General features: G+C 47.7%; 21 protein-coding genes and 1 tRNA gene. 14 read left to right on the top strand and 8 right to left on the bottom strand.

From position 1 onward, the window contains the following. Positions 1-44: 44 nt before the first annotated feature. From K9N75_RS14905 to K9N75_RS14895, 3 genes are all read right to left on the bottom strand, one after another. Positions 45-503, bottom strand: coding sequence for a YuaE family lipoprotein (locus tag K9N75_RS14905; RefSeq protein WP_008814097.1), 459 nt, complete (start codon positions 501-503; stop codon positions 45-47). Between the two features lie 58 nt (positions 504-561). Further along, a complete protein-coding gene (locus tag K9N75_RS14900) occupies positions 562-1,239 on the bottom strand; it encodes a hypothetical protein (protein WP_039185284.1) in 678 nt (225 codons plus the stop codon). 956 nt (positions 1,240-2,195) lie between these two features. After that, positions 2,196-2,270 (bottom strand) — tRNA-Arg (locus tag K9N75_RS14895). 293 nt (positions 2,271-2,563) lie between these two features. Between K9N75_RS14895 and K9N75_RS14890 the strand changes: the two genes are divergently transcribed. After that, entirely contained in the window at positions 2,564-4,015 is a 1,452-nt protein-coding gene (locus tag K9N75_RS14890) for an AAA-type ATPase lid domain-containing protein (protein ID WP_224451784.1), read from the top strand. Positions 4,016-4,095: 80 nt separating this feature from the next. Here the strand turns inward: K9N75_RS14890 and phsC are convergent, their stop codons facing one another. From phsC to K9N75_RS14870, 4 genes are read right to left on the bottom strand one after another with little or no spacing between them, the layout of a single operon-like run. Continuing rightward, a complete protein-coding gene (gene phsC, locus K9N75_RS14885) occupies positions 4,096-5,751 on the bottom strand; it encodes a thiosulfate reductase cytochrome B subunit (protein WP_094189168.1) in 1,656 nt (551 codons plus the stop codon). Between the two features lie 9 nt (positions 5,752-5,760). Continuing rightward, positions 5,761-6,189 (bottom strand): cytochrome c3 family protein, encoded by a 429-nt coding sequence (locus K9N75_RS14880; protein WP_008814092.1) that lies wholly within the window; start codon positions 6,187-6,189, stop codon positions 5,761-5,763. A gap of 1 nt (position 6,190) precedes the next feature. Then, positions 6,191-7,762, bottom strand: a complete 1,572-nt coding sequence (locus tag K9N75_RS14875; RefSeq protein ID WP_039185387.1) for a flavocytochrome c — start codon at positions 7,760-7,762, stop codon at positions 6,191-6,193. Next, positions 7,755-9,446 (bottom strand): HAL/PAL/TAL family ammonia-lyase, encoded by a 1,692-nt coding sequence (locus K9N75_RS14870; RefSeq protein WP_224451783.1) that lies wholly within the window; start codon positions 9,444-9,446, stop codon positions 7,755-7,757. Before K9N75_RS14870 ends, K9N75_RS14875 begins: the two co-directional genes overlap by 8 nt. A 393-nt stretch (positions 9,447-9,839) precedes the next feature. On the opposite strand from K9N75_RS14870, the gene ccmA reads away from it, so the two are divergent. The 10 genes from ccmA (at position 9,840) to mlaA (ending at position 17,918) form a co-directional block, all read left to right on the top strand. Then, a complete protein-coding gene (gene ccmA, locus K9N75_RS14865) occupies positions 9,840-10,460 on the top strand; it encodes a cytochrome c biogenesis heme-transporting ATPase CcmA (protein WP_008814089.1) in 621 nt (206 codons plus the stop codon). Then, positions 10,457-11,116 carry a heme exporter protein CcmB gene (gene ccmB, locus K9N75_RS14860; protein ID WP_008814088.1) on the top strand — a complete coding sequence of 220 codons (660 nt, stop codon included), beginning with the start codon at positions 10,457-10,459 and terminating at the stop codon, positions 11,114-11,116. The genes ccmA and ccmB overlap by 4 nt, the downstream gene beginning before the upstream one ends. Before the next feature lie 210 nt (positions 11,117-11,326). After that, positions 11,327-12,082, top strand: a complete 756-nt coding sequence (locus tag K9N75_RS14855) for a heme ABC transporter permease (protein WP_008814087.1) — start codon at positions 11,327-11,329, stop codon at positions 12,080-12,082. After that, positions 12,082-12,321 carry a heme exporter protein CcmD gene (ccmD, locus tag K9N75_RS14850; RefSeq protein ID WP_008814086.1) on the top strand — a complete coding sequence of 80 codons (240 nt, stop codon included), beginning with the start codon at positions 12,082-12,084 and terminating at the stop codon, positions 12,319-12,321. Before K9N75_RS14855 ends, ccmD begins: the two co-directional genes overlap by 1 nt. Further along, positions 12,318-12,824: a cytochrome c maturation protein CcmE gene (ccmE, locus tag K9N75_RS14845; RefSeq protein ID WP_008814085.1), complete on the top strand. Its 507-nt coding sequence runs from the start codon at positions 12,318-12,320 to the stop codon at positions 12,822-12,824. The genes ccmD and ccmE overlap by 4 nt, the downstream gene beginning before the upstream one ends. Further along, positions 12,821-14,794: a heme lyase CcmF/NrfE family subunit gene (locus tag K9N75_RS14840; RefSeq protein WP_130996542.1), complete on the top strand. Its 1,974-nt coding sequence runs from the start codon at positions 12,821-12,823 to the stop codon at positions 14,792-14,794. The genes ccmE and K9N75_RS14840 overlap by 4 nt, the downstream gene beginning before the upstream one ends. Next, positions 14,791-15,342 carry a DsbE family thiol:disulfide interchange protein gene (locus K9N75_RS14835; RefSeq protein ID WP_008814083.1) on the top strand — a complete coding sequence of 184 codons (552 nt, stop codon included), beginning with the start codon at positions 14,791-14,793 and terminating at the stop codon, positions 15,340-15,342. The genes K9N75_RS14840 and K9N75_RS14835 overlap by 4 nt, the downstream gene beginning before the upstream one ends. 8 nt (positions 15,343-15,350) lie before the next feature. Beyond that, positions 15,351-15,824, top strand: coding sequence for a cytochrome c-type biogenesis protein (locus K9N75_RS14830; protein ID WP_174705395.1), 474 nt, complete (start codon positions 15,351-15,353; stop codon positions 15,822-15,824). Positions 15,825-15,826: 2 nt separating this feature from the next. Beyond that, positions 15,827-17,038 (top strand): c-type cytochrome biogenesis protein CcmI, encoded by a 1,212-nt coding sequence (gene ccmI / locus K9N75_RS14825; RefSeq protein ID WP_039185397.1) that lies wholly within the window; start codon positions 15,827-15,829, stop codon positions 17,036-17,038. Positions 17,039-17,159: 121 nt separating this feature from the next. Next, the gene (gene mlaA / locus K9N75_RS14820) at positions 17,160-17,918 is read left to right on the top strand and encodes a phospholipid-binding lipoprotein MlaA (protein WP_039185400.1); all 759 of its coding nucleotides are present in this window, start codon (positions 17,160-17,162) and stop codon (positions 17,916-17,918) included. Positions 17,919-18,172: 254 nt separating this feature from the next. Here the strand turns inward: mlaA and fadL are convergent, their stop codons facing one another. Further along, positions 18,173-19,498: a long-chain fatty acid transporter FadL gene (fadL, locus tag K9N75_RS14815; RefSeq protein WP_008814079.1), complete on the bottom strand. Its 1,326-nt coding sequence runs from the start codon at positions 19,496-19,498 to the stop codon at positions 18,173-18,175. A gap of 405 nt (positions 19,499-19,903) precedes the next feature. On the opposite strand from fadL, the gene K9N75_RS14810 reads away from it, so the two are divergent. The 3 genes from K9N75_RS14810 to fadJ all read left to right on the top strand — a co-directional run bounded on the left by K9N75_RS14810 (position 19,904) and on the right by fadJ (position 24,032). Further along, a complete protein-coding gene (locus K9N75_RS14810) occupies positions 19,904-20,200 on the top strand; it encodes a YfcZ/YiiS family protein (RefSeq protein ID WP_008814078.1) in 297 nt (98 codons plus the stop codon). A gap of 356 nt (positions 20,201-20,556) precedes the next feature. After that, positions 20,557-21,885, top strand: coding sequence for an acetyl-CoA C-acyltransferase FadI (fadI, locus tag K9N75_RS14805; protein WP_039185402.1), 1,329 nt, complete (start codon positions 20,557-20,559; stop codon positions 21,883-21,885). After that, positions 21,885-24,032: a fatty acid oxidation complex subunit alpha FadJ gene (gene fadJ / locus K9N75_RS14800; protein ID WP_130955351.1), complete on the top strand. Its 2,148-nt coding sequence runs from the start codon at positions 21,885-21,887 to the stop codon at positions 24,030-24,032. Before fadI ends, fadJ begins: the two co-directional genes overlap by 1 nt. Positions 24,033-24,252 lie beyond the last annotated feature (220 nt).

Below are 24,252 nucleotides of genomic sequence, written 5' to 3'. Positions count from 1 at the left end.
TCATAAAAGAAGGGGCTCTGGCTTGAAATAGCTTAAATGTGTAATTAAATGCTAGAGAGCTCTTTTATTTTATCTTTAACTACTGAATATCCGGTGTATTGGACTTTTGAACACAATGTGTCTAATTTCATTTCAAGCATCATGGTGTAAACTTGTTTTGCATCGTTATCCATAATGTTTTTGTTTACATTCAAAAAACGGTATCCCTTGCCAATATCGCCATAATCTTTAGTGTATTTCTGATATTGATTAGACTGTACTTCTCTTAAGAAATTAAAGTGGTCAACACAGATGTTGTTTGTTGAAGCCAGCGTTATACCTGTCAGTGTTGCAGTTCGTTTTGCAATATAGTTATCTGCAGGGGTACTAGTATTTTTATATCCAGTAGTTGCTGCAGCCGTTGTATGGTTGTTGCCCTGAGGCTTCTTTGCTGGCTGGGATGAGCATGCCGCCAGCAGACAGATTGATCCCAAGATCAAAAACTTTGATGAACCCATGTTCATATAAACTAGCTCCTTAATTACATCATGAAAAAATCATTATTAAATGTGCCTGTATGGGCTACGGCTGAGTTAACTGCGTTGTTATTCTTGTTTGACCTTTAGCCAAAACCTTTCCGGCTACAAAAGACAGTAGCGGTGCTCTTGGCGAATAGTCAGTTAAACGGGAGTCAAAATAGGACGGTGGAAAACGTGACCTAAGAAAATAAAATAAAAAATTAATATTTTTAACATTAAAATAAGAAACCAATCCCCCGGTGTAGCGATAAAGCGTTTTATGTGAGATCTTCAATGTTCTGGCGATAAGGCTAAATGTCCACCCTTTATTGACCATAAGAATGATGGCCATTTTCATTGCCCCGAGTTTTTTGACACAAATCAGATCATTAAATTCCTTAATGAAATAATAGGTCAGGTTTGATCTAAGCAACGTCGTGATATCTCGAGGCCATAGAGAGAGTTTTTCGTTAATATCGATGTGAGGAAGTCGTTCCAATACCATAGACATATCTCCCCCTGCACAGATAAGAATCACGGAAGCGCGATTGGCATAGGCATTTTTTAACAAAGTGCCAAAGTCTGACATCAGCTTCAAACTATCAACGTCAATAAAAATAGCATTTCCTACAAAGCTTTTGGGATCTAGCTCACTAAGTATAGAAAGCAAGCCTAATTTCAGGTATTCATTATCTGTGATGATTGAAACTTTTCTGTTTCGTTTTTCATTATTGATGAGCATTTTATATTCTTATCCAAAATCAAACGTTGAACCTATATAGGTTGGCGATAGAAATAACCTTGTATCAGCTCTATATCTACGGGCCTGAATCTGATTTTTACTCATGGCTGCATCCGCTATAGATGAAATTTCAACCCAAATAGAGTCATGCTGACATTTCTCTTTAACGCACTAGACATCAAAATCATTATTAGCTTGCTATCTTTCTCGGCGCTGTAAATATGGCTTAGCCTGATGCCTTAATACTGAAAGACAGCATTAACTTGCCGTTGCTTGACTGCTTTTTTTAGTTCTCGGAATAAATAATCAACGTTGCCATGCCTTCTCATTTCCGTGTTCGCCTGTACTGCTTTTTTATTAGGAAGTCAGAAACGACACCGTTACTGTTGTCTGTCATGGGCGGCGATTTTCTTGAATAAAGTATACTGGCGACATAGATATGATTGATATTTATAACTGTAAACTTTAAATTTATAGTTTAATGAACTGACAATATTTTATTTTTTGGCGTTATATTTCATTATTATAAGTGGGGGATTGGTGATTTCTATTTGTGGAAGTCATGTTTTGTCAGTCATGGAGACCGTTATAAAGGAGGGAATGGTGATAAAAATAGCGCTGATTGGTGTTCAAACATGGAGACGGTGGATGTGTTACCTGCATTGCTTTGGGGATAGGGGAGAGATTGGGCGAAGTTGATAAGAACAATGCAATGGGTCGTTGTTAATAAAGTGTTGCTGTTGGAAGAATGATTGTACATGAGGGAGGGAGTTACGGTCTAAACGTGAGGGCGGGGCTAAAGATGAATACCTAGCTTTATATCTTTATTTGCGCGTGATTCTTTGAGGACTTTCTAACGAAAGTACACGCATTTGTCATGAATCAACGTAGGTTACGCGGTGGGGGTTTGGCGCTGACGAGATGATGGGTGATTCAAAGGGGGATAAAACTCAGAATGGTGTCCCCTGCAGGAATCGAACCTGCAACTAGCCCTTAGGAGGGGCTCGTTATATCCATTTAACTAAGAGGACAACGGCGGCTATTATACGCATTTTTATCAATAGGATAAGAACTAATCTTGCTGATTGCTCGTTTTATCGGCGTTAACGTTTATTTGCTGGGAAAACATACCGATTTTGCGGGGGGCAGACCAGAGTATCTACCGACACGTCGTGTCTGTCGTGATTACGTCGTCTTAAGAAGATGTGCGTAACTTTTGACCTAGGGTAAAGAAAAGTGAGCCATTATTATTCATAATGCCCTGTTAAATAACAAAAAAATCATTAGATTAATTTATAGAACGTTGACGTGAGTTAGGTGGCCTATGGATAGCGCTATATCATTCTTACATACCGCTTTGTGTAGCAGTGCCCAAATTGAGAAGTCAATGCAGGCGTGTATTCATGCCATTCCGGAGGATTTTAGCTGTGATGGTATTTTTCTGAATTATTACCGACACGATATTCGTAGTATACAGTTTATTGCATTGTCTTCTCATAAAGCGGCGCGGCTTAAGCGTGATTTGATTCCAATACCCGAGTATATTGCCGAGCAGTTTGAGAAAAATCAGAATATTGAAATCCAACTCATTAATGATCTAAAACAGGATTTATTAACTGAATATGTCGTAGGAAGGGGATTTAGAAATATTAAGTCAATCATTCTTATGAGGATGTCGTTAGATGGTATTCGTTTAGGGGCCGTTGGTTTTTTTAGTTATCAGCCTCAAGCTTATGCTACTGAGCATGTGGCCTTGATTGAGGCTGTTCGTGGTGAGTTTTCGCTACTTTCATTTATTACTCTTTTGCAGCATAACCTTTTAGAGCCACGAGCTAAATATTCAGTTGTTCCCACTTGCATGCCTTCAACGTTTTCACATAGCGATGAGCGGTTCATTGTTAGTCCAAATAATGTCGAATTATCGAAGTTTTATTCATCATTGAAAATACTGGCATGTAGTCAATCACCCATTTTGATTTTTGGAGAACATGGCGTAGGGAAAAAAAGTATTGCTTCATACATACGTGAAGTCGCCGATGAAAAAGGGGGCTATGGTATTCTAGATGTGAGAAATCATCAGTTAATCTATATATCATCAACCGATAAGACAAAAGAATGCATCGATATTGATTGGGAAGATATGCCAGATATTAAGTATTTTTTGCCATTGCATGGTGGAACCCTACTGGTCTATGAATTATTTTCTCTGCCGAAGCGTTGGCAAATGATGGTGTTGGAGTTGATGAGTCGTTATCCCGGGGTTTGTCATGTTAAGACCATCTCTATTCAAACTGAGCGATACAGCGAAGCATTACATCATAATTATTTGTCCAGCCAGTATCATCACCATATTCTCTGCTTAGAAATCACGCTTCCTCCTTTACGATATCGACATCAAGACATCCCGTTATTGCTAACGCACTATCTGTCATTGAAGCTAACTCACCACGGTGCAAATAAAATTCCGATATTTAGTCCAGAAACGAAAAAAATGCTATGGGACTATCAATGGCCTGGAAATATTAGCGAGCTAATTCATGTGATTGAGAATTCAAGCATCTCATTTCCCGGTGGGGAGTTGATATGCGATTTACCTAAAATAAAAGCGCAGGGGGGGCTTTTACCTCTAGAGGATGCGATGCGTGAGCATATTATAAAGGCGCTACGCCAAGCCAATGGGAAAATATCAGGTAAAAATGGCGCGGCGCAGATCCTAGGGATTAATAGTAATACGCTGTATAGCAAGATAAAAAAGCTAAGGATCTCAGCTCGATAAAACTAATTTGAGGGAAATAAAAAGTCAAAGAGCGAACTCTTTGACTTTTTTAATGCTTAAAATCAGCACTGCTGTTTGGGTTATTTCATCTTTTTACTACGATGAAAACCATCAATCATTCCTTTAATCAATGCACCTAATGAATCGCCAGTGGTACAAAGGTAAAGGTGAACTATCACAAACATCAGCATGATTAATGCAAGTGCATAATGCAGGTAGGCAATAATCTGTTTTCCTGGCCAACCGAATATCTTAGTCGGTGAGTACTCAGGGAAAAGCATCAACAGGCCGCTGACAATGAGCAACGGTACCAGCGCAAACATAATGCCTATGTAGCCAAGCTGCTGCAGGATATTAAATTTGCTCTGCTGACTTGGATGCTCAGGATGTGGTTCTCCTCGGAAAATACCGATGAGGTAATAGCGAGTTTGTCGGTAAAGCCTAGCTGAAATTCCCCGCCAACGAACGAGATAATGGTGACCGTTACCTGAAAGAGCCGCAATGATGAATAAGACCCAAATAGCACAGAGTGTGAGCCCTGCAATATTGTGAATATTTACCCATGTGGCGAATCGTTGAGTCACAAAATGCAAGGCGATACCGCTGACGAGCAGCGTGATACAGCACAGTGCATTAAGCCAATGCCAACATCTGACTAATAAAGTATAAAGATATATTTTATCTTCACTGGCATTTTCATGTGAGCGCTTCAACAGTTTCCTGCCGATAACTCGACCAAGGCCATGGCAGATCAATAAACCAATGAATGTCACCAGTGCATAAAGGTAAAGTTTATCCCAATGATTGCTGCCATTACTGCCGATCATATAAGTATTACTAAAGAGTGTACCTTTAACCGTTTGTACCTGTTCCGTTTTTTCACCCGTTACAGGTAGGTTTGCCAGTTTCTTCTGTAATTGGCTGTCATCAAATAATCCTTTCCCTAATAAGCTCCCAGGCGTTGAGGGAAACAGCGCGATATCTGTTTTTTGCCTTTGGATGAGTAGGGCAGAATTGCTGTGACATTGTTCGCAGGTGACGGCTTGAGAGGCCGGTAAGATTTTGTGCAAGGTTTCATCATTCGCCGCAACGTGGCAATCGATGCAGCGTAAGCTAGCCAAATGCTGTTCTGAGTAGGGCAGCATTTTATGCGCCAAATCCTGTTTTGTTGCAGATTTGCCTTTGGCGAGCTGTGAATAAACGCCGGCTCTTGAGTGACAGTTTATGCACGTCTGATTGCTTTTGGCTATTTGCGTTTTACTCGGATGAGAGATAACTCCGCTGCTCATGGTATGTGCATCATGGCATGCCGTGCAGGTGAATTGTCCTTGCTCTATTTTCTGTTGATGCACGCTCGCATTTTCGGCGGTGATGGTGTTGTGCAGCATTACCGCATGGCAGCCCTCACAGCGTGTATTTTGCTGCGGCGCCAATTGGTGTGGCGTAGCATCAAAACCTTGGCTGTTTGGTGCGCTTTGATGGCAGGCAATACAGGGTAATCCACCATGAACACTTTCTTGATAATCCTCGGCAGAGAGCTGTAACTTATCGTGTGCTTTAGATGTCACGATGCTGTGAATATCAGTATCGGAATGGCAGCTTAAGCATGACTGATTCTGCTGGCTGGCGGTGACGGAAAGCGCGGGTGGGGCGGCCCAAGCATATACTTGTGAAAGTAAGAGTATCGCAAAAAGCAGACCGCGCTTTATCTGGTGTTTCATAGATAAATTAGTCATAGCGATCCCTTAAGGTTTCATGTTGGGATATTTAAAGAGATGGCAGTTATTACAATAGATCTCTGAAGGTTTGTGCTCGTTATGGCACATGGTGCAAGAAGCATCTTTGCCATAGTGAATTGAGTTGTGCGGATTGGGCTCCGCATTTTTGTCTTTTGGATCCGGTAGCGTTAGTGCCGCCACCTGATCGCGTGAACCATGACAATTCAGACAATTGCTGTCATTCGGCGAAGATACCGGCGTTTTAGTGCCGTGACATAGCTGACATGAATTATCTTTTCCCATGGCCTCTAGCGTTTGGTGATAGGGCTTGGCGTGCATGCTATTTAGCTTGTCATGGTATAGGGCTTCATTGTTGGCAGTGTTGTCGGCAGCGGCACAGTTCAGACTCAAGCAACTGATAACCATCACTAAAAAAAATAAAAGTTGTTTTGTCATCTCAGGCATCCTTGTCTGTGGCGGGGAAATCATCGCAGGGTTCTGCGGCACCTACGCTGGCGCCGGCAATGCGGCCATAAACCAAACAGTCGGCGACGGCACAACTTCCTAATCGACTTCCTCCGTGGGAGCCAGCAGTCGCTTCGCCTGCTGCATACAGCCCAGGAATCGGGGTACTATCAGCAGCGTTTAAAACCTCTGCTTTGACGTTAATTTTTACGCCTCCCATCACATAATGGACTTTCGGCCAAACTCGAACAGCAACAAATGGGCCCTTATCTAGCGGAACGGCACGGCTGACATCTTTATGCATGCGGTCACCTCCTTTACGGGCAACAGCCGCGTTGTATTCATCCACTTCTGACTTTAACGTGGCGTAGGGCATGCCAAAGTGATCGGCTAATTGCTGTAGGGTATCGAATTGCCAAGCCACCTTATAATGCAGTGCATGGGTTAAACTTTGAGCCTGTTTCGCGCCATCGAGCGTGGTAAAGCAGATGGGGTAAAGAGGATTACCGTCCTGATCAACCTGTGCCAGAATGCCGTCTTCGCGCTCTTTACGGTCGGCCAATTCATTGGTAAAGCGCTTTGCTGTACGTGGGTTGACCATAATGCCGTTAGGAAAGCCGGAGATGGTGTTGAACTGAGAAACATAGCCGAAGCCTTTTTCATCGGGAGATGACCAAGGGCCAAGCTGGATCAGATCAAGTTGCACGGGAATAGCGCCGATACGTAACATTTGTACTAGGCACTCTGAGGTGGCTCCTGGATGATTGGTTGAGTCAACTTTTTCATCTAGCCGAGGGTTTTGCATTTTTCTGAAGCGGAGATCGTTGGAGAATCCCCCAGAACACATTACGACGCCGTAGCGAGCGCCGTAATGGCGAATTTCACCGCTGGTTTCGTCAGGAAAGCGGTAGCCATCACGAACCGAAATACCGATCACGCGGCCTTGTGCATTTTGGTCAAAACCTAGCAGTTTGCAGCGAGTACGGAACATGACTCCCAGTCTCATCGCTGAATTTTTCAATGGCATGACAATTCCGGCGCCAGAACTTTCGACCGTTTGTAGTGTGCGGGGTACGGAGTGCCCGCCAAAATGTTGCACAAACGGTTTATAGACCACCCCATGTTTCAATGTAAATTCATAGGCGGCAGTTGTGTTATTGACCAGAATAGTTAACTGCTCTTTGTCGTTGAGACCTCGACCTGCTTTTAACATGTCTTTGTACATGAGTTCAGGCGAGTCAACGATGCCCTCTTTTTGCTGCAGAGGCGAGTTTGCTACCGCGACAGCTCCACCGTTAATCGTTGAGTTTCCACCACAAACGGGCATTTTATCGATGACTAATACGCTGCGGCCGAGATTGACAGCCTCAAGCGCGGCGGCTAATCCGGCAAAACCGCTTCCGACTACAATGACGTCATAAACACGGTGATAGCGAATAGCGTTGTCGTTGCTACATGATGCGGCGCTGACCGAACCGGAAAAGGCCGCAAACGCGGCCCCAGTCGTCAACAACGTCCCTTTGGTAATAAAATTACGACGAGAGTTATTGATTTTGTTATTCATTGTGCCCCTCACGAATCAACGGTAGTGCAGGGTACTGTTGCAGGAGTTTGGCTGAATTCTCGATGTCATCGCTGAAGATGCGATCTTTATCGACGAATTTCACTTTTTCACGATAGCTGCTGTAGAGCTTACCTGTCTGCTCGCCCAGCGTGATGTCAGGATTTTTATGTTTACGCAGGTCGATTGCTTGACTCGCATGTAACAGCTCAAGGCCATAGATGTAGCGCATGTCATCGGCAATTTTGGTCAGTCGAGTGGAGGCCTGTAAATTATTGGTGTAGGTATCTTCAATACTGCCAGCCATAGGTTGGCCATCGAGCGATACTGGATTCACCAGCGAACGGATATCCGCGAGCATAGCAACCTGCGGCTTTTGAATTGCACCGAAAGCGTGTCCATTATTTTCCTCACCCGCGAGGAATCGGCTTAGACCGGTGAAGTGATCGTCGGAAAGATGTAGGGTTCTTTGTACGCTGTTATGTGCCAAGTGACCCATGGCGACGGATAGGTTTTGAATGGCCAGCGTCAGCGGGAGTGGTTCGAAATTCGACGTTGGGAAGATCGCACCATTTACTTTGCCATCGTGGACGTAGTACTGCGCAACCTGGCTATTCTCTATTAACGATTTATCGGCGTTGACGATCACCGCAGGGTTATCGTCTGAGCTGTTCATCTGAATCGACAGCATTTGATAAGCTTCAGCCCACTCTTTATGTGCCTCATTGAGAACAAACACCGTGGTTCGGTAGGAGAGTGGATCTTGTAATGCTCGCCCATCCTGATGTTGCCAGAGATAAGAACCTTTAAGCACCTCACGCATCACTTTGGCTGTATCCTGGACGCCAGGGAATGGACGAACGCTAAGGCTTTGTGGCAGAAATGGCGCAACGTTGCCATTCAGACCTTCGAGTGATAATCCAAATACCTCAGGAGTGACATTAATTATTTGTTTAGCGGCGAGCAGCGCTTGTGCTGAGTATGCAGCGGAGATCGCGTTGGTCGATAAAATAGAGAGGGCATCTTTACCGATAGGATCGAGTTTTGTGATCCCTGCTGCCTGTAATGCGCTGGCTGCATCCTGTTCATGACCATTTACGTGAACTTTCCACTCTCCCATCATGACATCGCCGATATGGGAGGCCAGAGTGATATCGGCTTCCCCAACGGAGCCTTGTGAAGGCACGACGGGCGTAATATGGTTATTGAGCAGTTGTTGGTATAGGGTCGCTACCTGTGGCTGAGCACCGGTTCTGCCTACGAGTAACGTATTGAGTCGGATAACCATCGCCATGCGCACAAGTTCATCGGGCATCGCTGGGCCAATACCCGCGCCATGAGCTCGAAGCGCGTTAACGTTGAAGGCTTTTGATGCGGCAATGGCTTCTGGTGTGAGTTTTCCGTGGGCATCAAACAGGGATTTATCCTTATTCAACCCCACGCCGACGGTTAAACCATAGACGGGGATCCCTTTGCTGGCTGCCGTCATTAAGAGCTGATTGGCTTCTTCAACCTTTTTCATTGCCGCGGGGGCGATGTGAACCTCTTTGTTTGAATAAGCAATTTCCCATGCATCTTCCAGCGTGAGTGAATGCCCATCCAACGTTATCCCTGATGTGGCCGACCAAACGGTCGGTGAAAGAAACAAACCTGCCAACGTAAGTGCTAATACCGTTTTTTTCATCATAATTCTCCTGTTTGAATAGCAAAATCATAAGGGGCAACCACAGGAGAAAAGTTTGAATTGTGCTCAGCATTTTTTGTGCCGATTTTTGAAATATCAAGAATCGATATAAAAATTGACGTATGCCAGATTTAATCTTCGCTGGGATGATAGATGTATATCCCCGTCATACTTCAAGTTGCATGTGCGTGGTTCACCCGAGTAATCACTCACTTGTCGCCCTTCTGCAACTTGAATTATTGGAGGGATAGACGCGACTCATAGGCGATGGGTCAGTTATTGATTTGAACCACAATTTTACCTCCATGTAGGTAGGCATCACTCGTGTTACGGGGTACGAGCAGCTATAGGCTTATGATATGATGCGTTACCCCGATGATAGGAATGGTTTCTTCGATGTTGAATATCTCCCTTTTAGCCTGTAGCCGTGACGAGCGTGTGCTGTTTAGCCAGCTCAGTTTTCAGGTGGAAGCGGGCGAAATGGTACAAATAGAAGGCCCTAACGGAGCTGGCAAAACGACCCTGCTTCGGATGATTGCCGGTTTGTCCCAGCCTGACCGCGGTGATATTCAGTGGCAGCAAAAATCTATTCGTAAACAGCGTGAAGAGTACCAACAGCAGATGATTTACCTTGGCCATCAGGCCGGTGTGAAATCGGTGCTGACGCCTTTTGAAAACCTCGCGTTTTATCAAGCGGTACAGGGTGAACATAACCAAGATGCCATTTGGGATGCTTTGGCTCAGGTTGATTTAATTGGCTATGAAGATGTGCCAGTCGCTCAGCTCTCTGCGGGACAGCAACGGCGAGTGGCATTAGCGCGACTGTGGTTGAGTAAGGCAACACTATGGATCTTGGATGAGCCGCTAACCGCGATTGATAAGTCTGGGGTAGCGAAGCTGATCGCATTATTCGAGAAACATACGCAGGCGGGAGGCATTATTTTGCTGACGACCCATCAGGATCTGGATTATCGCATGCGTAAGCTGCGTTTGAGCGGCGAGGAAGTTTCGCGATGATCGGAACCATACTGCGACGTGAGTTAAAAATTGCCTTTCGCAACGGCGCTGAAATTATTAATCCGCTGTGGTTCTTTTTAATCGTGATCACGCTGTTCCCTCTCAGCATCGGCCCCGAGCCGCAGTTGCTTGCGCGCATTGCGCCTGGTGTTGTGTGGGTGGCTGCATTGTTAGCTGCGCTTTTGTCTTTGGAGCGTCTGTTTAAAGATGATTATCTGGACGGCACGCTAGAACAACTCATGTTAACGCCGTCGCCGTTAGCATTAACGGTGTTAGCGAAGGTATTTGCTCATTGGTTAGTGACCGGCCTGCCACTGCTGATCTTGTCTCCGTTGGTCGCGCTTTTGCTTTCTTTCGATTTTGCGACGTGGTGGGCAGTGGCTTTAACCCTTCTGTTGGGAACGCCAACGCTCAGTTTTATTGGTTCGATAGGTGTCGCACTCACGGTGGGGTTACGCAAGGGTGGAGTATTACTCAGTCTGCTGGTGCTTCCTCTCTATATTCCTATTTTAATTTTTGCGACCTCTGCGATTGATGCGGCCTCGATGGGTATGCCTATTGGTGGATATCTCGCTATCTTAGGCGCGATGCTAGCGGGAAGCGTTACACTTTCACCGTTTGCAGCAGCGGCAGCGCTCCGTGTCAGCGTGCAGTAACTTGTTCGATGAAACCGAATTCAACGATTTGAAAAACCGTTTTGTTTGTCAGCGATAATATCGCTCAGACTAATAGGTCAATAATAAGTAACACCGTATAAGATAGATTGTCTGAAAAGAGCCTGCAGGTAGTACAAGACAGCGCCTTTTTATGGGGTTTCGACATCAAAGTCGAAACAGTGACTTTTCGTTTTGTGAGCATAAATCTCAATGTGGAAATGGCTTCATCAGCTTGCTAAGCCTGAACGGCTTTATCATCTGTGCGGTAAGTTTGTGCCATGGCTAGGATTAGCTGGGGCGGCGTGTCTATTGATTGGCTGGATCTGGGGCTTTGGGTTCGCACCGTCCGACTATCAACAGGGCAATAGCTATCGCATTATGTACATCCATGTTCCAGCGGCTATTTGGTCGATGGGGATTTATGCTTCCATGGCAATTGCGGCGTTTATCGGCTTAGTTTGGCAGATGAAAATGTCCGATCTTGTGAGTGCTGCAATGGCACCTGTAGGCGCGGTTTTCACCTTTATTGCGCTCGCAACGGGCTCTGCTTGGGGCAAGCCAATGTGGGGAACGTGGTGGGTTTGGGATGCGCGATTAACTTCTGAGCTCGTGTTGCTGTTCCTGTATCTGGGCGCTATCGCATTGTACAACGCGTTTGAGGATCGCCGCACCGCAGGTCGTGCAGCAGGCATTTTGGTGCTGGTTGGCGTGGTAAATCTGCCGATTATTCATTTCTCCGTTGAGTGGTGGAATACCCTTCATCAAGGGTCTACCAACATGCAAAACACCATTGACCCAAGCATGCGCTATCCGTTGCGTTGGGCTATCTTCGGTTATCTTTTCTTCTTTATAACCCTGACGTTAATGCGTTTGCGTAATCTGATCTTAATGCAGGAGCGCCGCCGTCCGTGGGTGAATGCGTTAGTGAATACTCGCCAGAATAATCAGCACAAGGAGCGTTCCTGATGACCCCCGCATTTTCATCGTGGCAGGACTTCTTTGCCATGGGCGGTTATGCGTTTTACGTATGGCTGTCCGTTGCCGCAACCCTCATTCCTTTACTGTTGCTGGTATGCCATACCCGCTGGCAACGTCGACAAATTTTGACGGAGATTCGTCGTCATCAGGCGCGCGAGCAACGTATTAAACAAGCGCAAGGTCAACAACGCGCTTCGTCAGTTTCACAAGGAGAGCAGTCTTTATGAATCCACGTCGCAAGAGCCGCTTGTATCTGGCCATTGTTGTCTTACTTGGCCTCGGTGTGACAATAACTCTGGTTCTTTACGCATTGCGCTCCAACATTGACCTATTTTATACCCCAACAGAAATTTTGCAGGGTAAAGGCGAAAATCATGAAAAACCTGAAGTGGGTCAGCGCTTACGTATTGGCGGCATGGTAATGCCGGGTTCGGTGAAACGCGATCAGCAAAGCCTGAAGGTGTCATTCAAAATCTACGATGCTCACGGCGCTATCGGTGTGACCTACGAAGGCATTCTGCCGGATCTGTTCCGTGAAGGGCAGGGCGTAGTGGCACAAGGCGTCATGGGCGAAAATAACGTGGTGCACGCCAAAGAAGTTCTGGCAAAACATGATGAAAAATATACGCCCCCAGAGGTAAAAGAAGCGATGGAGCAAAACCATAATCGCCCAGCAGACGCCTACCAACAAAACGGCGGTAGTTCTGATGCGGGGAGCCCGCAGCCATGATCCCTGAAATTGGTAACTTCCTACTGGCGCTTTCTCTCGCGCTGTCCGTGTTGCTGAGCATTTATCCGCTTTGGGGCGCAGCTAGACAAGATGTGCGCATGATGTCGTCGGCACGACCGTTGACCTACGGACTGTTCTTCAGCATTGCAGTTTCTTTTGGCTGTTTGGTGTATGCCTTTATCACTAACGATTTTACTGTTTCTTATGTAGCAGCGAACTCCAATACGCAACTACCGGTTTATTTCCGTATTGCGGCCACGTGGGGCGCGCATGAAGGATCGCTGCTGCTTTGGGTTCTGCTACTCAGTTGTTGGACCCTTGCCGTTGCGCTGTTTAGCCGTAGCATGCCACAAGATTCCGTGGCGCGAGTGTTGTCGGTGATGGGGATGATTAACGTAGGCTTCCTGCTATTCATCATTCTTACTTCGAATCCGTTTACTCGCACCCTACCGAATTTCCCGATTGACGGCAGCGATTTGAATCCGCTGTTGCAGGATATCGGTTTGATTTTCCATCCACCGTTGCTGTATATGGGTTACGTTGGATTCTCGGTCGCTTTTGCCTTCTCGATTGCCTCGCTGATGGCGGGGCGCTTAGATACCGCATGGGCACGCTGGTCACGTCCTTGGACAACGGCAGCATGGGTATTCCTTACCATGGGGATCGTTTTAGGTTCTGCTTGGGCCTATTACGAACTCGGGTGGGGCGGCTGGTGGTTCTGGGACCCGGTAGAAAATGCCTCCTTTATGCCTTGGCTGGCGGGTACGGCGTTGCTGCATTCACTGGCGGTTACTGAAAAGCGTGGCACTTTCAAAGCGTGGACAGTTCTCCTCGCCATTACTGCATTCTCTCTGTGTTTGCTAGGAACGTTTTTGGTGCGCTCGGGGGTCTTGGTATCCGTGCACTCGTTTGCCTCCGATCCGGCGCGTGGAATGTTCATTTTGGCGTATTTGGTGATCGTGATCGGTGGCTCTTTACTGTTGTATGCCGTGAAGGGTGCACAGGTACGTAGTCGCACTCAACATGAAGTGTTTTCACGTGAAACCTTCTTGCTGGGTAATAACGTGTTGCTGGTTGCCGCAATGTTAGTGGTGTTGTTGGGCACGTTATTGCCGTTGGTACATAAGCAGCTTGGCTTGGGCAGTATTTCGATTGGTGAACCTTTCTTCAATTCAATGTTCACTTGGCTGATGGCGCCGTTTGCATTACTGCTCGGGGTTGGTCCTCTGGTGCGCTGGCGTCGTGATGAGCCGGCAAAATTCTGGAAGCGCCTGCTGATGGCAATGATTGTCACCGTGATCCTTTCCGTCGTATTGCCGTGGTTGATGCAGGATCGCGTTGAAGGCATGACGGTTGTGGGTCTGTTGATGGCGTTCTGGGTCGTTATCCTGACGTTGATGGAACTGCACGAGCGTGCGACACATCGTTATGGCTTCTGGAAAGGTCTTACCAAACTGCCACGTAGTCATTGGGGTATGGTGTTAGGCCATCTTGGTGTCGCGGTGACGGTGATTGGTATCGCGTTTAGCCAAAGCTATAGCATCGAACGCGATGTTCGAATGAAGTCGGGAGATAGCGTCGATATTCACAATTATCACTTTGTATTCCGCGACGTTCACGATATTAAAGGCCCTAACTATACTGGCGGCGTAGGTATTATTGACGTTACTCGCGATGGAAAACCAGAAGCGACGCTACGGGCTGAAAAACGCTATTACGCTACTGCGCGTAGCATGATGACTGAGGCTGCCATTGACGGCGGTTTAACACGCGATTTATATGCGGCGCTGGGTGAAGAACTGGATGACGGCGCATGGGCGGTTCGCCTGTACTACAAACCTTTTGTACGTTGGATTTGGTACGGCGGTGTGTTAATGGCGATTGGCGGTGTGCTTTGCATTCTCGACCCACGCTATCGTTCACGTCGTAAGGAAGAGCGCGAACAAGAAAAACTGGAGAAAACAGCATGAATCGTAAGCTGCTCTTTATCCCGTTAGTTTTATTTATGTTGCTGGTGCTGGCGTTTGTGATCCAGCTTCAGCGTAATGCCGGCGGTGAAGATCCCACCATGTTGGAGTCGGCGCTGATTGGTAAACCGGTTCCCGAGTTTAAGCTGGAGTCTCTGGATAAGCCGGGTAAAACCTTCGATCAGAGTGTATTGCACGATGGCAAACCGATGTTGCTCAACGTGTGGGCGACCTGGTGTCCGACCTGCTACGCCGAACATCAGTATCTCAATAAGCTGGCGGCGAAAGGGATACGCGTGGTGGGGTTAAACTATAAGGATGACCGTCAAAAAGCCGTGAAATGGCTCAATGATTTGGGCAATCCCTATGCGCTGAGTCTTTACGACGGCGACGGCATGCTGGGACTTGATCTTGGTGTATATGGCGCTCCTGAGACTTTCCTGATCGATGGCAATGGGATCATCCGTTATCGTCATGCGGGAGATCTTAACGATCGCGTTTGGCAACAGGAAATCGAACCTTTATACCGCCAATATGAAGGAGCTAAATAATGCGAGCAATAAGATTAGCCAGCATGTTGATCGGCGTTATGCTCTCCGTTAGCGCTTGGGCGGCGATTGATACTTATAGTTTTAAAAGCGTGGAGCAAGAACAGCAATACCGCGAATTAACTGAGCAGTTGCGCTGCCCGAAATGTCAGAACAACAGCATTGCGGATTCCAATGCAATCATTGCTGCAGACATGCGCCAGAAAGTGTATGAGCTGATGGAAAAAGGCTACACCAACAAGCAGATTACTGAATATATGGTGGCCCGCTACGGTAATTTTGTGACCTATGAGCCACCGTTAACTGCCGCGACCGTGATTCTTTGGGCTGGCCCTGCATTGTTTGTCCTGCTGGGGGCCATCGTAGTGATTACACGCGCTCGTCGCCGTCGCCCAGAGGAACCGGAGGTTTTAGGTGATACGCTAAGCGATGCTGAGAAACAACGATTAAAGCAGCTTCTTAACGACAGCGACAGGGAACATTGATAATGGCATTTTGGTTAATAGTTTTAGTGCTGCTGATCGCCGCCGCTGCGTTGCTGCTGGTTCCGGTGTTACGTCAGCCTCAGCGTGATTTACCAGAAGATCGCGATCGTTTAAACACACGTTTTTACCATCAGCGATTAAAAGAGTTGGAGCAAGACGAAGAGCAGGGTGTGGTTGCTGAGCGTCAGGCGATGATCGAAGAGCTTCAACAAAACCTGCTGTCTGATGTACCTCATGCGGAAAAGGCCAAACCTGAGCCACTCAACCGCTGGGTGCTGCTGCCTGGCGTCGTCGTCCTTGTACTGATTTCAGTCGGTTTTTATTTGAAAACCGGCGGATTAGCTCAGGTTCAAGGCTGGAATTTAGTGATGAGTGAAATGCCTTCGCTGCGCGAGCGGGTCATGAATGAAGACAAGCAGCCGCTGACGATGGAAGAAATTGCTCGTTTAGGCTTAGGGTTGCGTACTGAGCTGCAGACCGATCCGCGTAATGTGGCCGATTGGGTTATGTTAGGCCGAATCGGTATGGCATTAAATAACGCGACGACCGCGACTCAGGCCTTCTCTCACGCCTACCAGTTGGCGCCGAATGAGCCTGAGGTTGCGCTGGGGTACGCGGAAGTGCTCACCCGTTCTAGCGATCCAGAAGATAATAAACAGGCAGCCGACATGCTGCGCGATATGATGGCGCGTAATCATGAAGACGTGCGGGTGCTAAGCCTGCTGGCATTTAATGCTTTCGAACAGGGCGATTATAAGAAGGCGATTGGTGCGTGGGAGATGATGTTGAAAACATTACCTGCCAACGATAGTCGTCGTGAAGTGCTAAAGCGCAGCATTGAACAAGCCAAAGTGCAGTCTGGTGAGGATAATAGCCTACTGAACGTCACCATTAATCTGTCGCCTGACGTTGAGCGCCAGCTACCGCCAACGGCGGTCTTGGTGGTTTCAGTTACTGATGGTGCAACACCAATACCTGTTGCGGTGAAGCAGTTGCCACTGGGTCATTTCCCTGTGACAGTTTCATTATCTGATGCCAATGCCATGATGCCAGAACGTTTACTGTCGGCGCAAAAACAGGTGAAAGTTCGTGCACGCATCTCTCGAGATGGTTTAGCCAATCCACAATCAGGTGACTGGTTCGGTGAAAGTGCGGTTATGCCCTATAATAAAGAGAGTCAGATTAGCGTACAGATTGAACATCAAGTACCATAAATCGCCCATTGCAAAAACAGTCTTTGGGCATGAATAAGATCAGAATAAAAATATGTGGATCGTTGACGGCGGGATAAGATTGACAGCCTGTCATCAGCGATCCCTTTTCATGGAGAAGGATATGAAACTTCGGCTGACAGGAGTGGCTCTGGCAAGCGTATTGCTGGTTGGGTGTGCTACAAATGCATCGGATTCAGTTCAAGGGCGTTCGGACCCGCTGGAAGGTTTTAACCGTGCGATGTTTAGCGTGAACTACAATTATCTGGATCCGTATTTGTTACGGCCTGTAGCCGTAGCTTGGCGTGACTATGTGCCTGTTCCTGCTCGCTCGGGGATTGCGAACTTCACGAGCAACCTTGAAGAACCTGCTAGCATGGTGAACAGTTTCCTTGAAGGTAATGTTTACGATGGATTTGTACACTTTAACCGCTTCTTCCTGAATACCATTCTCGGCATGGGGGGGTTCATGGACGTCGCATCAATGGCAAACCCTAAACTGGCGAAGCAGGAACCCCATCGTTTCGGTAGCACATTAGGTTACTATGATGTGCCATATGGCCCATACGTGGTGCTTCCGGGCTACGGCAGCGCGACCCCACGTCAGGACGGTGGTAATTATGTCGACTATGTCTATCCAGCGTTAAGCTGGCTGACCTTCTGGATGTCAGCAGGTAAATGGGCCATCGAAGGTATAGAGACTCGAGCACAGCTATTGGATTCCGATGGCTTGCTGAAGAATTCTTCAGATCCGTATCTCTTTATGCGCGAAGCGTATTTCCAGCGTAATGATTTCTTGGCAACCGGTGGTGAATTGGTTGCGCCAACCAATCCAAATGCCTCAGCGATTCAGGATGATTTGAAAGACATTGATTCAAACTGATGGATAGATCGTAAAGAAGCGCCTTAGGGCGCTTTTTTTACGTCTGAATAGATTGCCGCTGTTCTTAATGAAAAAGCGCCCTAAAAGGGTAATGCTGATCGTTTAAGAGATCGAGATACACGGGGCTAGCACACCGCGGGGCGCTCCGGCAGCTAAAGCTGCTACGACCCCATCGGTGTACTTCCCCTAAAATCTCGCTTAAGTGACCAGCATTACCCTAAAAGGGCGCTTTTAATGTCTACTCGTTTTAAAAATTAGAACGCGTAGTTGAAGTTAGCACCGTACAACCATGCCTTACCTACAGATTTGAACTCATACGGCCCTTCATTGATGGTAACTTTTGAACCATGCATGTAGGAAACACCGACGTCAACAGATGCATCTTTGTTGAATGCGTAACTGGTACCCGCACTGATCCAAGCACGATCCTGATCTGGGATAGAGATAGAGCGTGTGCCGGCAGGTACTGGGCTATCGTCAAAGGCAATACCGGTACGGAACGTCCAGTTGTCATCGTAGAAGTAGGTAGTACCAATCGCGATGCGGTAGGCATCTTTGAAGCCTTCATCTTTATAGAACAAGGTCTGACCGTTTGATCCCTTGGCTTTCAGCTCTTGGAACTGACTCCAACTGGTGTAGGCCATGCTGTAGTGGACAGCCCACTGTGGTGCCACTTTGTGGTAGCCAGAGATTTCCCACATTTCAGGCAGATTCAGCGTTAAAGAACCTGGTACGGTGGCTCCGCCGGTGCCCATTGGTAAACCTTGGATACCGAACTGATTTGCTAATGCGTTCACGCTGGTTGGCAGGTCGCTACGATAGTCGCCGTCGAAATCGATTTTAACTTCAGAGCGATAGGTCAGGCCAAAGCGGTTATTTTCATCCACTTCATACAGAATACCCGCGTTCCAGCCAAAGCCCCATTCGTCGCCTTTCAGATGTGAGATCTGTGTGTTGGCTGGGATCTGACCGACCATGCTGTTGTACGGAGGGGGAAGTTTGCTGCCAATAAGCAGTGGCAGGTCACCTGCATAGCGGTCAATCTTAGCTTTCGCATATACGGCATCAAAGCCTAAACCGAAGCTGAAGTGTTCATTCGCACGATAAGCTGCGCTGAGGTTTAAGTTCGCTGTGGTTAGGTCGGTAGTACCGCCCATAGAGCCAGCGGCGTAGTTATCGTTGAATTCAGTTGCCAAACCGTAGTTTGACGTTACAGATGCACCCACGGCCCACTGATCGTTGATGGGCTGCACGTAGTGGAAGTTAGGCACCCACGCCGTTGGAGCAATATTTTTAGCATTCAGGCTCTGACCGCTTGGAGAGCGTCCTGAGATGTCTACGTCTGGGTCGATAAATACGCCGCCGATGGAAATCGCTGGGCGATCGTACATGCTCAACAGCGCCGGGTTACGGCTCGCAGATGCCGGGGTATCAGCCATGGCACCTTCACCTGAATAGGCTCGGCCTAAGCCAGCGGCTGAGAACTCATTCAGCTGGAAACCAGCGGCATTGACGTTAGATGAAAGCAGTGCCACTGCTGCAGCTAATGCTGACTTAGTAAACAGGTTTTTCTGGCGCATGACCGAAACCTCATTATTGTGTGTTTTATTTAAACTATGTTACGTACTGTAACAATGAGCGCGGATTGTAGGGTCCGAGTTCGATCTGACAAATCAGACCAGTGAGCAGAGTATAGGTCTGACCTCTTGGTGTGTTGCAAGAATGTTTATTAAATATTTCCAAAATGATTCAAAAAAAGAGATCCGTGTGACAAAAAACAACGGAACTAATAAAGAGCTGGTTACAAGTGCGGGGAAATAAACAGCAAATAATGTGATTTTGCTCACTAAGTGTCATTCCTATGGCATATCGCTAGTCTCTGTAGTGGGAGAGGAGTAAAATACCCACAGTTTTTATATTTTTTGAGCCAGATCATAATTGGCGATATAAAGTGGGGGTTATTCCCCGTCGAGGAGATGATTGAAATGACTGATGCTATTAAAAAGTGCAGTGCACAAGAAACGGCAGCTTGCTGCTGCGTTGATGTCGGCACCATCATGGATAACACCGACTGCACCGCATCCTATTGCAATGTTTTTGCTCAGGAAGCTGATGCGAAAGCTATGCTGGAACAACTGACACAAAAAGCGCGCGGCATCGAATCCGATCCTTGTGTTATCAAAAGCAATATCGTAAAAAAAGCGGAAGGCTATGAGTTGACCGTTGATTTCACTTTTGCTTGTGAAGCGGAAACCCTGATTTTTCAACTCGGCCTGCGTTAATCGCGGGTTAATCGAAAGTAATATTCTAAGCACGACTTCGGTCGTGCTTTTTTTATATTTTGCCAGCGCCCCTTCTTCATCACATAAATTCGATTTTATTGATTAATACATTCATTAAATATATCGATTCCGACATACCTTTTTCACTGACCCCTCTTTCTCCCGCAAAGAAACCTGTTCCTGCTCTCAGTTTTTGCCTTTTCTTGTTTGCGAAATGTAAAAATTGGGTTAAGAATTTACGTCATCAGGTCAGACCTGTTTACTAAATGCCACGCAGGTATCGCGCTCCGTGGTCTTTACAATTCAGGGAATGGTTACATTTTTAATATTTTTATCGTATTGCGCAGGAGCTCAAAATGAGTCAGGCACTTCCTTTATCATCCCCGTTGGCTTTGACAACCCGTTCGGGTGATCGTATTGCCATTGTGCAGGGGCTGAGAACGCCGTTTGCCCGCCAAGCCACCGCATTTCATGGAATTCCGGCCGTAGAGTTAGGCAATATGGTGGTGAGTGAGCTGTTGGCTCGCAGTAATATTTCTCCTGACGTTATCGATCAGTTGGTTTTTGGTCAGGTTGTGCAGATGCCCGAAGCGCCGAATATTGCACGTGAAATCGTGTTAGGCACCGGAATGAGTATTCACACCGATGCCTACAGCGTATCGCGTGCCTGCGCTACCAGCTTTCAAGCGATCGCCAATGTGGCAGAGAGCATTATGGCTGGCTCAATTTCTGTCGGTATTGCCGGTGGTGCGGATTCTTCCTCAGTGCTGCCCATCGGCGTGAGCAAGGCTTTAGCGCGCACGCTGGTCGATGCCAATAAAGCCCGAACGTTGTCTCAGCGGCTCAAGTTGTTCAGTAAGCTGAAACTGCGTGATTTACTTCCTGTTCCTCCCGCGGTCGCTGAGTATTCAACCGGTTTGCGCATGGGGGATACTGCAGAGCAAATGGCGAAAAGCCACCATATTAGCCGAGAGGAACAAGATGCCTTGGCGCACCGTTCTCATACTTTGGCGGCCAAAGCATGGGAATCCGGCGTGCTGCGCGATGAAGTGATCACCGCCTATATTCCTCCGTACCAGCAGTCGCTGGATAAAGACAACAACGTGCGTGGCGATTCCACTTTAGCTTCCTATAGCAAGCTGAAACCTGCGTTTGATCGCCGCCACGGTAGCGTTACGGCGGCCAACAGTACTCCTTTAACCGACGGTGCCGCCGCAGTGCTGATGATGAGTGAGTCCCGCGCCCGTGAACTTGGGCTGACACCGCTAGGCTACCTGCGCAGTTTTGCTTTTTCTGCCATCGATGTTTGGGAGGACATGCTGCTCGGGCCATCATATGCAACGCCGCTGGCACTAGACCGCGCGGGGATCACGCTGCAGGATTTAACCTTAATCGATATGCATGAAGCTTTTGCATCGCAAACGCTGGCGAACCTGAAAATGTTTGCCAGCGATGAATTTGCGCGTGAAAAACTTGGGCGTGATCGCGCGATTGGTGAAGTCGACATGGATAAATTCAACGTTCTAGGCGGCTCAATTGCCTATGGGCACCCATTTGCTGCCACTGGCGCTCGTATGATTACCCAAACGTTGAATGAACTGCGTCGTCGCGGCGGTGGTCTTGGCCTAACCACGGCCTGCGCCGCGGGTGGCCTCGGCGCTGCCATGATCGTGGAGGTGGAGTAATGTCTGCACAAGAATACCCTCTCATGCAGGACGCTAAGCCAAGCGCCTTCCGCTTTAGCGTAGTGGATAACGACATTGGTCTTATCACCATCGATGTGCCGGATGAGCGCGTGAATACGTTGAAAGCCGAATTTGTTCAGCAGGTGGATGACGTTTTACAACAGGCGCAAAAACATAAGCTTCAGGGCTTGGTGATTATCTCGGGCAAACCTGATTCGTTTATTGCCGGTGCCGATATCACCATGCTTGATGCGTGCCAAAGCGAGCAGCAGGCACGCATGCTGGCACAGAAAGGGCAGGTTACGCTGGCGAAGATCGCCGCGCTGTCTATTCCCGTGGTTGCCGCCATTCATGGTGCCTGCCTAGGGGGCGGTTTAGAGCTCGCGTTAGCTTGCCACCGCAGAATCTGTTCTTTAGATGACAAAACTGCGCTGGGACTACCCGAAGTACAGCTCGGTTTATTGCCAGGATCGGGTGGCACTCAGCGGTTGCCACGTTTGATTGGTGCTTCACAGGCATTGGACTTGATGCTGACGGGGCGACATGTTCGCGCTAAACAGGCGCTGAAGATGGGGTTGGTAGATGATGCCGTTCCCGCCTCGATCCTGTTGGAAAGCGCGATTCAACTGGCGCGACAGGGCTGGCGCACGCGCCCTGAACTGCCAGTGATGGAGCGCTTGCTGAATGGCCCTCTGGGGCGTTCTCTGCTGTTTAACATCGTGCGTAAGAAAACCTTAGCGAAAACACAGGGCAACTATCCCGCGGCGGAAAAAATCATTCAGGTCGTACGTCAAGGCTTGGAGCACGGCAGCACCAGCGGCTACGAGGCAGAGGCTAAGGCCTTTGGTGAATTAGTGATGACGCCTGAGTCCGCCGCGCTGCGAAGTTTATTCTTTGCTTCTACTTCGCTGAAGAAAGAGGCTGGAGGCACTGCTAAGCCACAGGCTATACGCCACGTAGGTGTCTTGGGCGGCGGGCTGATGGGCGGAGGGATTGCCTGTGTGACAGCAATACGAGGCGGTTTACCTGTGCGCATCAAAGATATTAGCGAGAAGGGGATTAGCCACGCGTTAAGCTACAGCTGGGATGCGTTGACCAAGCGGGTTCGCGCTCGTCGTATGCGCCCATCTGAGCGACAAAAACAGATGCAACTGTTATCAGGTTGCACAGACTATAGCGGTTTTCATCAGATGGATGTGGTGATTGAGGCGGTGTTTGAGGATCTTAAGCTCAAGCAGCAAATGGTGGCGGACGTTGAGCGCTATTGTGCGCCGCATACGGTTTTCGCATCGAATACCTCTTCTTTACCTATTGCTCAAATCGCGGCGTTATCACAAAGACCAGAGCAGGTGATTGGTCTGCACTATTTTAGTCCAGTCGATAAAATGCCGTTGGTAGAAGTCATTCCGCATGCGGGAACTAGCGAAGTCACTATTGCTACCACGGTTGCTCTAGCACAAAAGCAGGGGAAAACGGCGATCGTCGTTGGCGATCGCGCCGGTTTCTATGTAAACCGTATTTTGGCCCCGTATATCAGTGAGGCGGCACGCTGTCTGTTAGAGGGCGAATCGATCAACGGCATCGATCAAGCGATGGTGAAAGGGGGATTCCCTATTGGACCATTTGCTCTGCTAGATGAAGTTGGGATCGACGTTGGTACGAAAATTATCCCTATTTTGGTGGCTGAATTAGGCGATCGATTTGCTGCTCCGCCGGCATTTGATGCGTTGATTCAGGATGACCGCAAAGGACGCAAGAATGGTCGAGGGTTCTATCTCTACAAGAACAAGGGCAAAAAAGGGAAAAAAGAGGTGGATGTATCGGTTTACCCATTGTTGCGAGTGACGCCAAAACCGCAAATGAATGAAAAAGAAATTTTCCAGCGCTGCGTCATGCTGATGCTCAACGAAGCGGCACGCTGCTTGGATGAAAATATTATCCGCAGTGCGCGCGATGGTGATATTGGCGCAGTATTTGGTATAGGTTTCCCGCCATTCCTCGGTGGTCCATTCCGCTATATGGATCGCTTAGGTATTGATAACGTTGTCAATACGCTGCAAACATTAGCTCAACGCTATGGTTCGCATTTCGCTCCATGTGACAAGTTATTGGCAATGCAAGAGCAAAATCAGCGCTTTTATTTGTAACCATCAGAGTTGCATAGAGAAATGAAGATCGTTTGGCTGTGAGTCTTTATTTGGGAATGAGAGGCCGATCACTGCTTGCAACTCTTTCACGGTCAGACTCTGTACAGATAATTCTGCTCAGGGTAGTTTACGGCGTTGGGCTAACGGAGTGGGGCAGGTGCGCCACGCTCCGTTTAGTAGTATATTTAGATATTGGATAAAAGATAAACAGCTGTTATGT

Source organism: Hafnia paralvei (assembly GCF_020150375.1).
Taxonomy (GTDB): domain Bacteria; phylum Pseudomonadota; class Gammaproteobacteria; order Enterobacterales; family Enterobacteriaceae; genus Hafnia; species Hafnia paralvei.
The sequence above is the reverse complement of the archived record's forward strand: the minus strand, read 5'-3'. Positions and strand labels throughout refer to the sequence as shown.

Bases quoted from the DNA above. Each gene is read 5' to 3' on its own strand.
- K9N75_RS14905 (WP_008814097.1), bottom strand. From the start codon at position 503: ATGAACATGGGTTCATCAAAGTTTTTGATCTTGGGATCAATCTGTCTG.
- K9N75_RS14900 (WP_039185284.1), bottom strand. From the start codon at position 1,239: ATGCTCATCAATAATGAAAAACGAAACAGAAAAGTTTCAATCATCACA.
- K9N75_RS14890 (WP_224451784.1), top strand. From the start codon at position 2,564: ATGGATAGCGCTATATCATTCTTACATACCGCTTTGTGTAGCAGTGCC.
- phsC (WP_094189168.1), bottom strand. From the start codon at position 5,751: ATGACTAATTTATCTATGAAACACCAGATAAAGCGCGGTCTGCTTTTT.
- K9N75_RS14880 (WP_008814092.1), bottom strand. From the start codon at position 6,189: ATGACAAAACAACTTTTATTTTTTTTAGTGATGGTTATCAGTTGCTTG.
- K9N75_RS14875 (WP_039185387.1), bottom strand. From the start codon at position 7,762: ATGAATAACAAAATCAATAACTCTCGTCGTAATTTTATTACCAAAGGG.
- K9N75_RS14870 (WP_224451783.1), bottom strand. From the start codon at position 9,446: ATGATGAAAAAAACGGTATTAGCACTTACGTTGGCAGGTTTGTTTCTT.
- ccmA (WP_008814089.1), top strand. From the start codon at position 9,840: ATGTTGAATATCTCCCTTTTAGCCTGTAGCCGTGACGAGCGTGTGCTG.
- ccmB (WP_008814088.1), top strand. From the start codon at position 10,457: ATGATCGGAACCATACTGCGACGTGAGTTAAAAATTGCCTTTCGCAAC.
- K9N75_RS14855 (WP_008814087.1), top strand. From the start codon at position 11,327: ATGTGGAAATGGCTTCATCAGCTTGCTAAGCCTGAACGGCTTTATCAT.
- ccmD (WP_008814086.1), top strand. From the start codon at position 12,082: ATGACCCCCGCATTTTCATCGTGGCAGGACTTCTTTGCCATGGGCGGT.
- ccmE (WP_008814085.1), top strand. From the start codon at position 12,318: ATGAATCCACGTCGCAAGAGCCGCTTGTATCTGGCCATTGTTGTCTTA.
- K9N75_RS14840 (WP_130996542.1), top strand. From the start codon at position 12,821: ATGATCCCTGAAATTGGTAACTTCCTACTGGCGCTTTCTCTCGCGCTG.
- K9N75_RS14835 (WP_008814083.1), top strand. From the start codon at position 14,791: ATGAATCGTAAGCTGCTCTTTATCCCGTTAGTTTTATTTATGTTGCTG.
- ccmI (WP_039185397.1), top strand. From the start codon at position 15,827: ATGGCATTTTGGTTAATAGTTTTAGTGCTGCTGATCGCCGCCGCTGCG.
- mlaA (WP_039185400.1), top strand. From the start codon at position 17,160: ATGAAACTTCGGCTGACAGGAGTGGCTCTGGCAAGCGTATTGCTGGTT.
- fadL (WP_008814079.1), bottom strand. From the start codon at position 19,498: ATGCGCCAGAAAAACCTGTTTACTAAGTCAGCATTAGCTGCAGCAGTG.
- K9N75_RS14810 (WP_008814078.1), top strand. From the start codon at position 19,904: ATGACTGATGCTATTAAAAAGTGCAGTGCACAAGAAACGGCAGCTTGC.
- fadI (WP_039185402.1), top strand. From the start codon at position 20,557: ATGAGTCAGGCACTTCCTTTATCATCCCCGTTGGCTTTGACAACCCGT.
- fadJ (WP_130955351.1), top strand. From the start codon at position 21,885: ATGTCTGCACAAGAATACCCTCTCATGCAGGACGCTAAGCCAAGCGCC.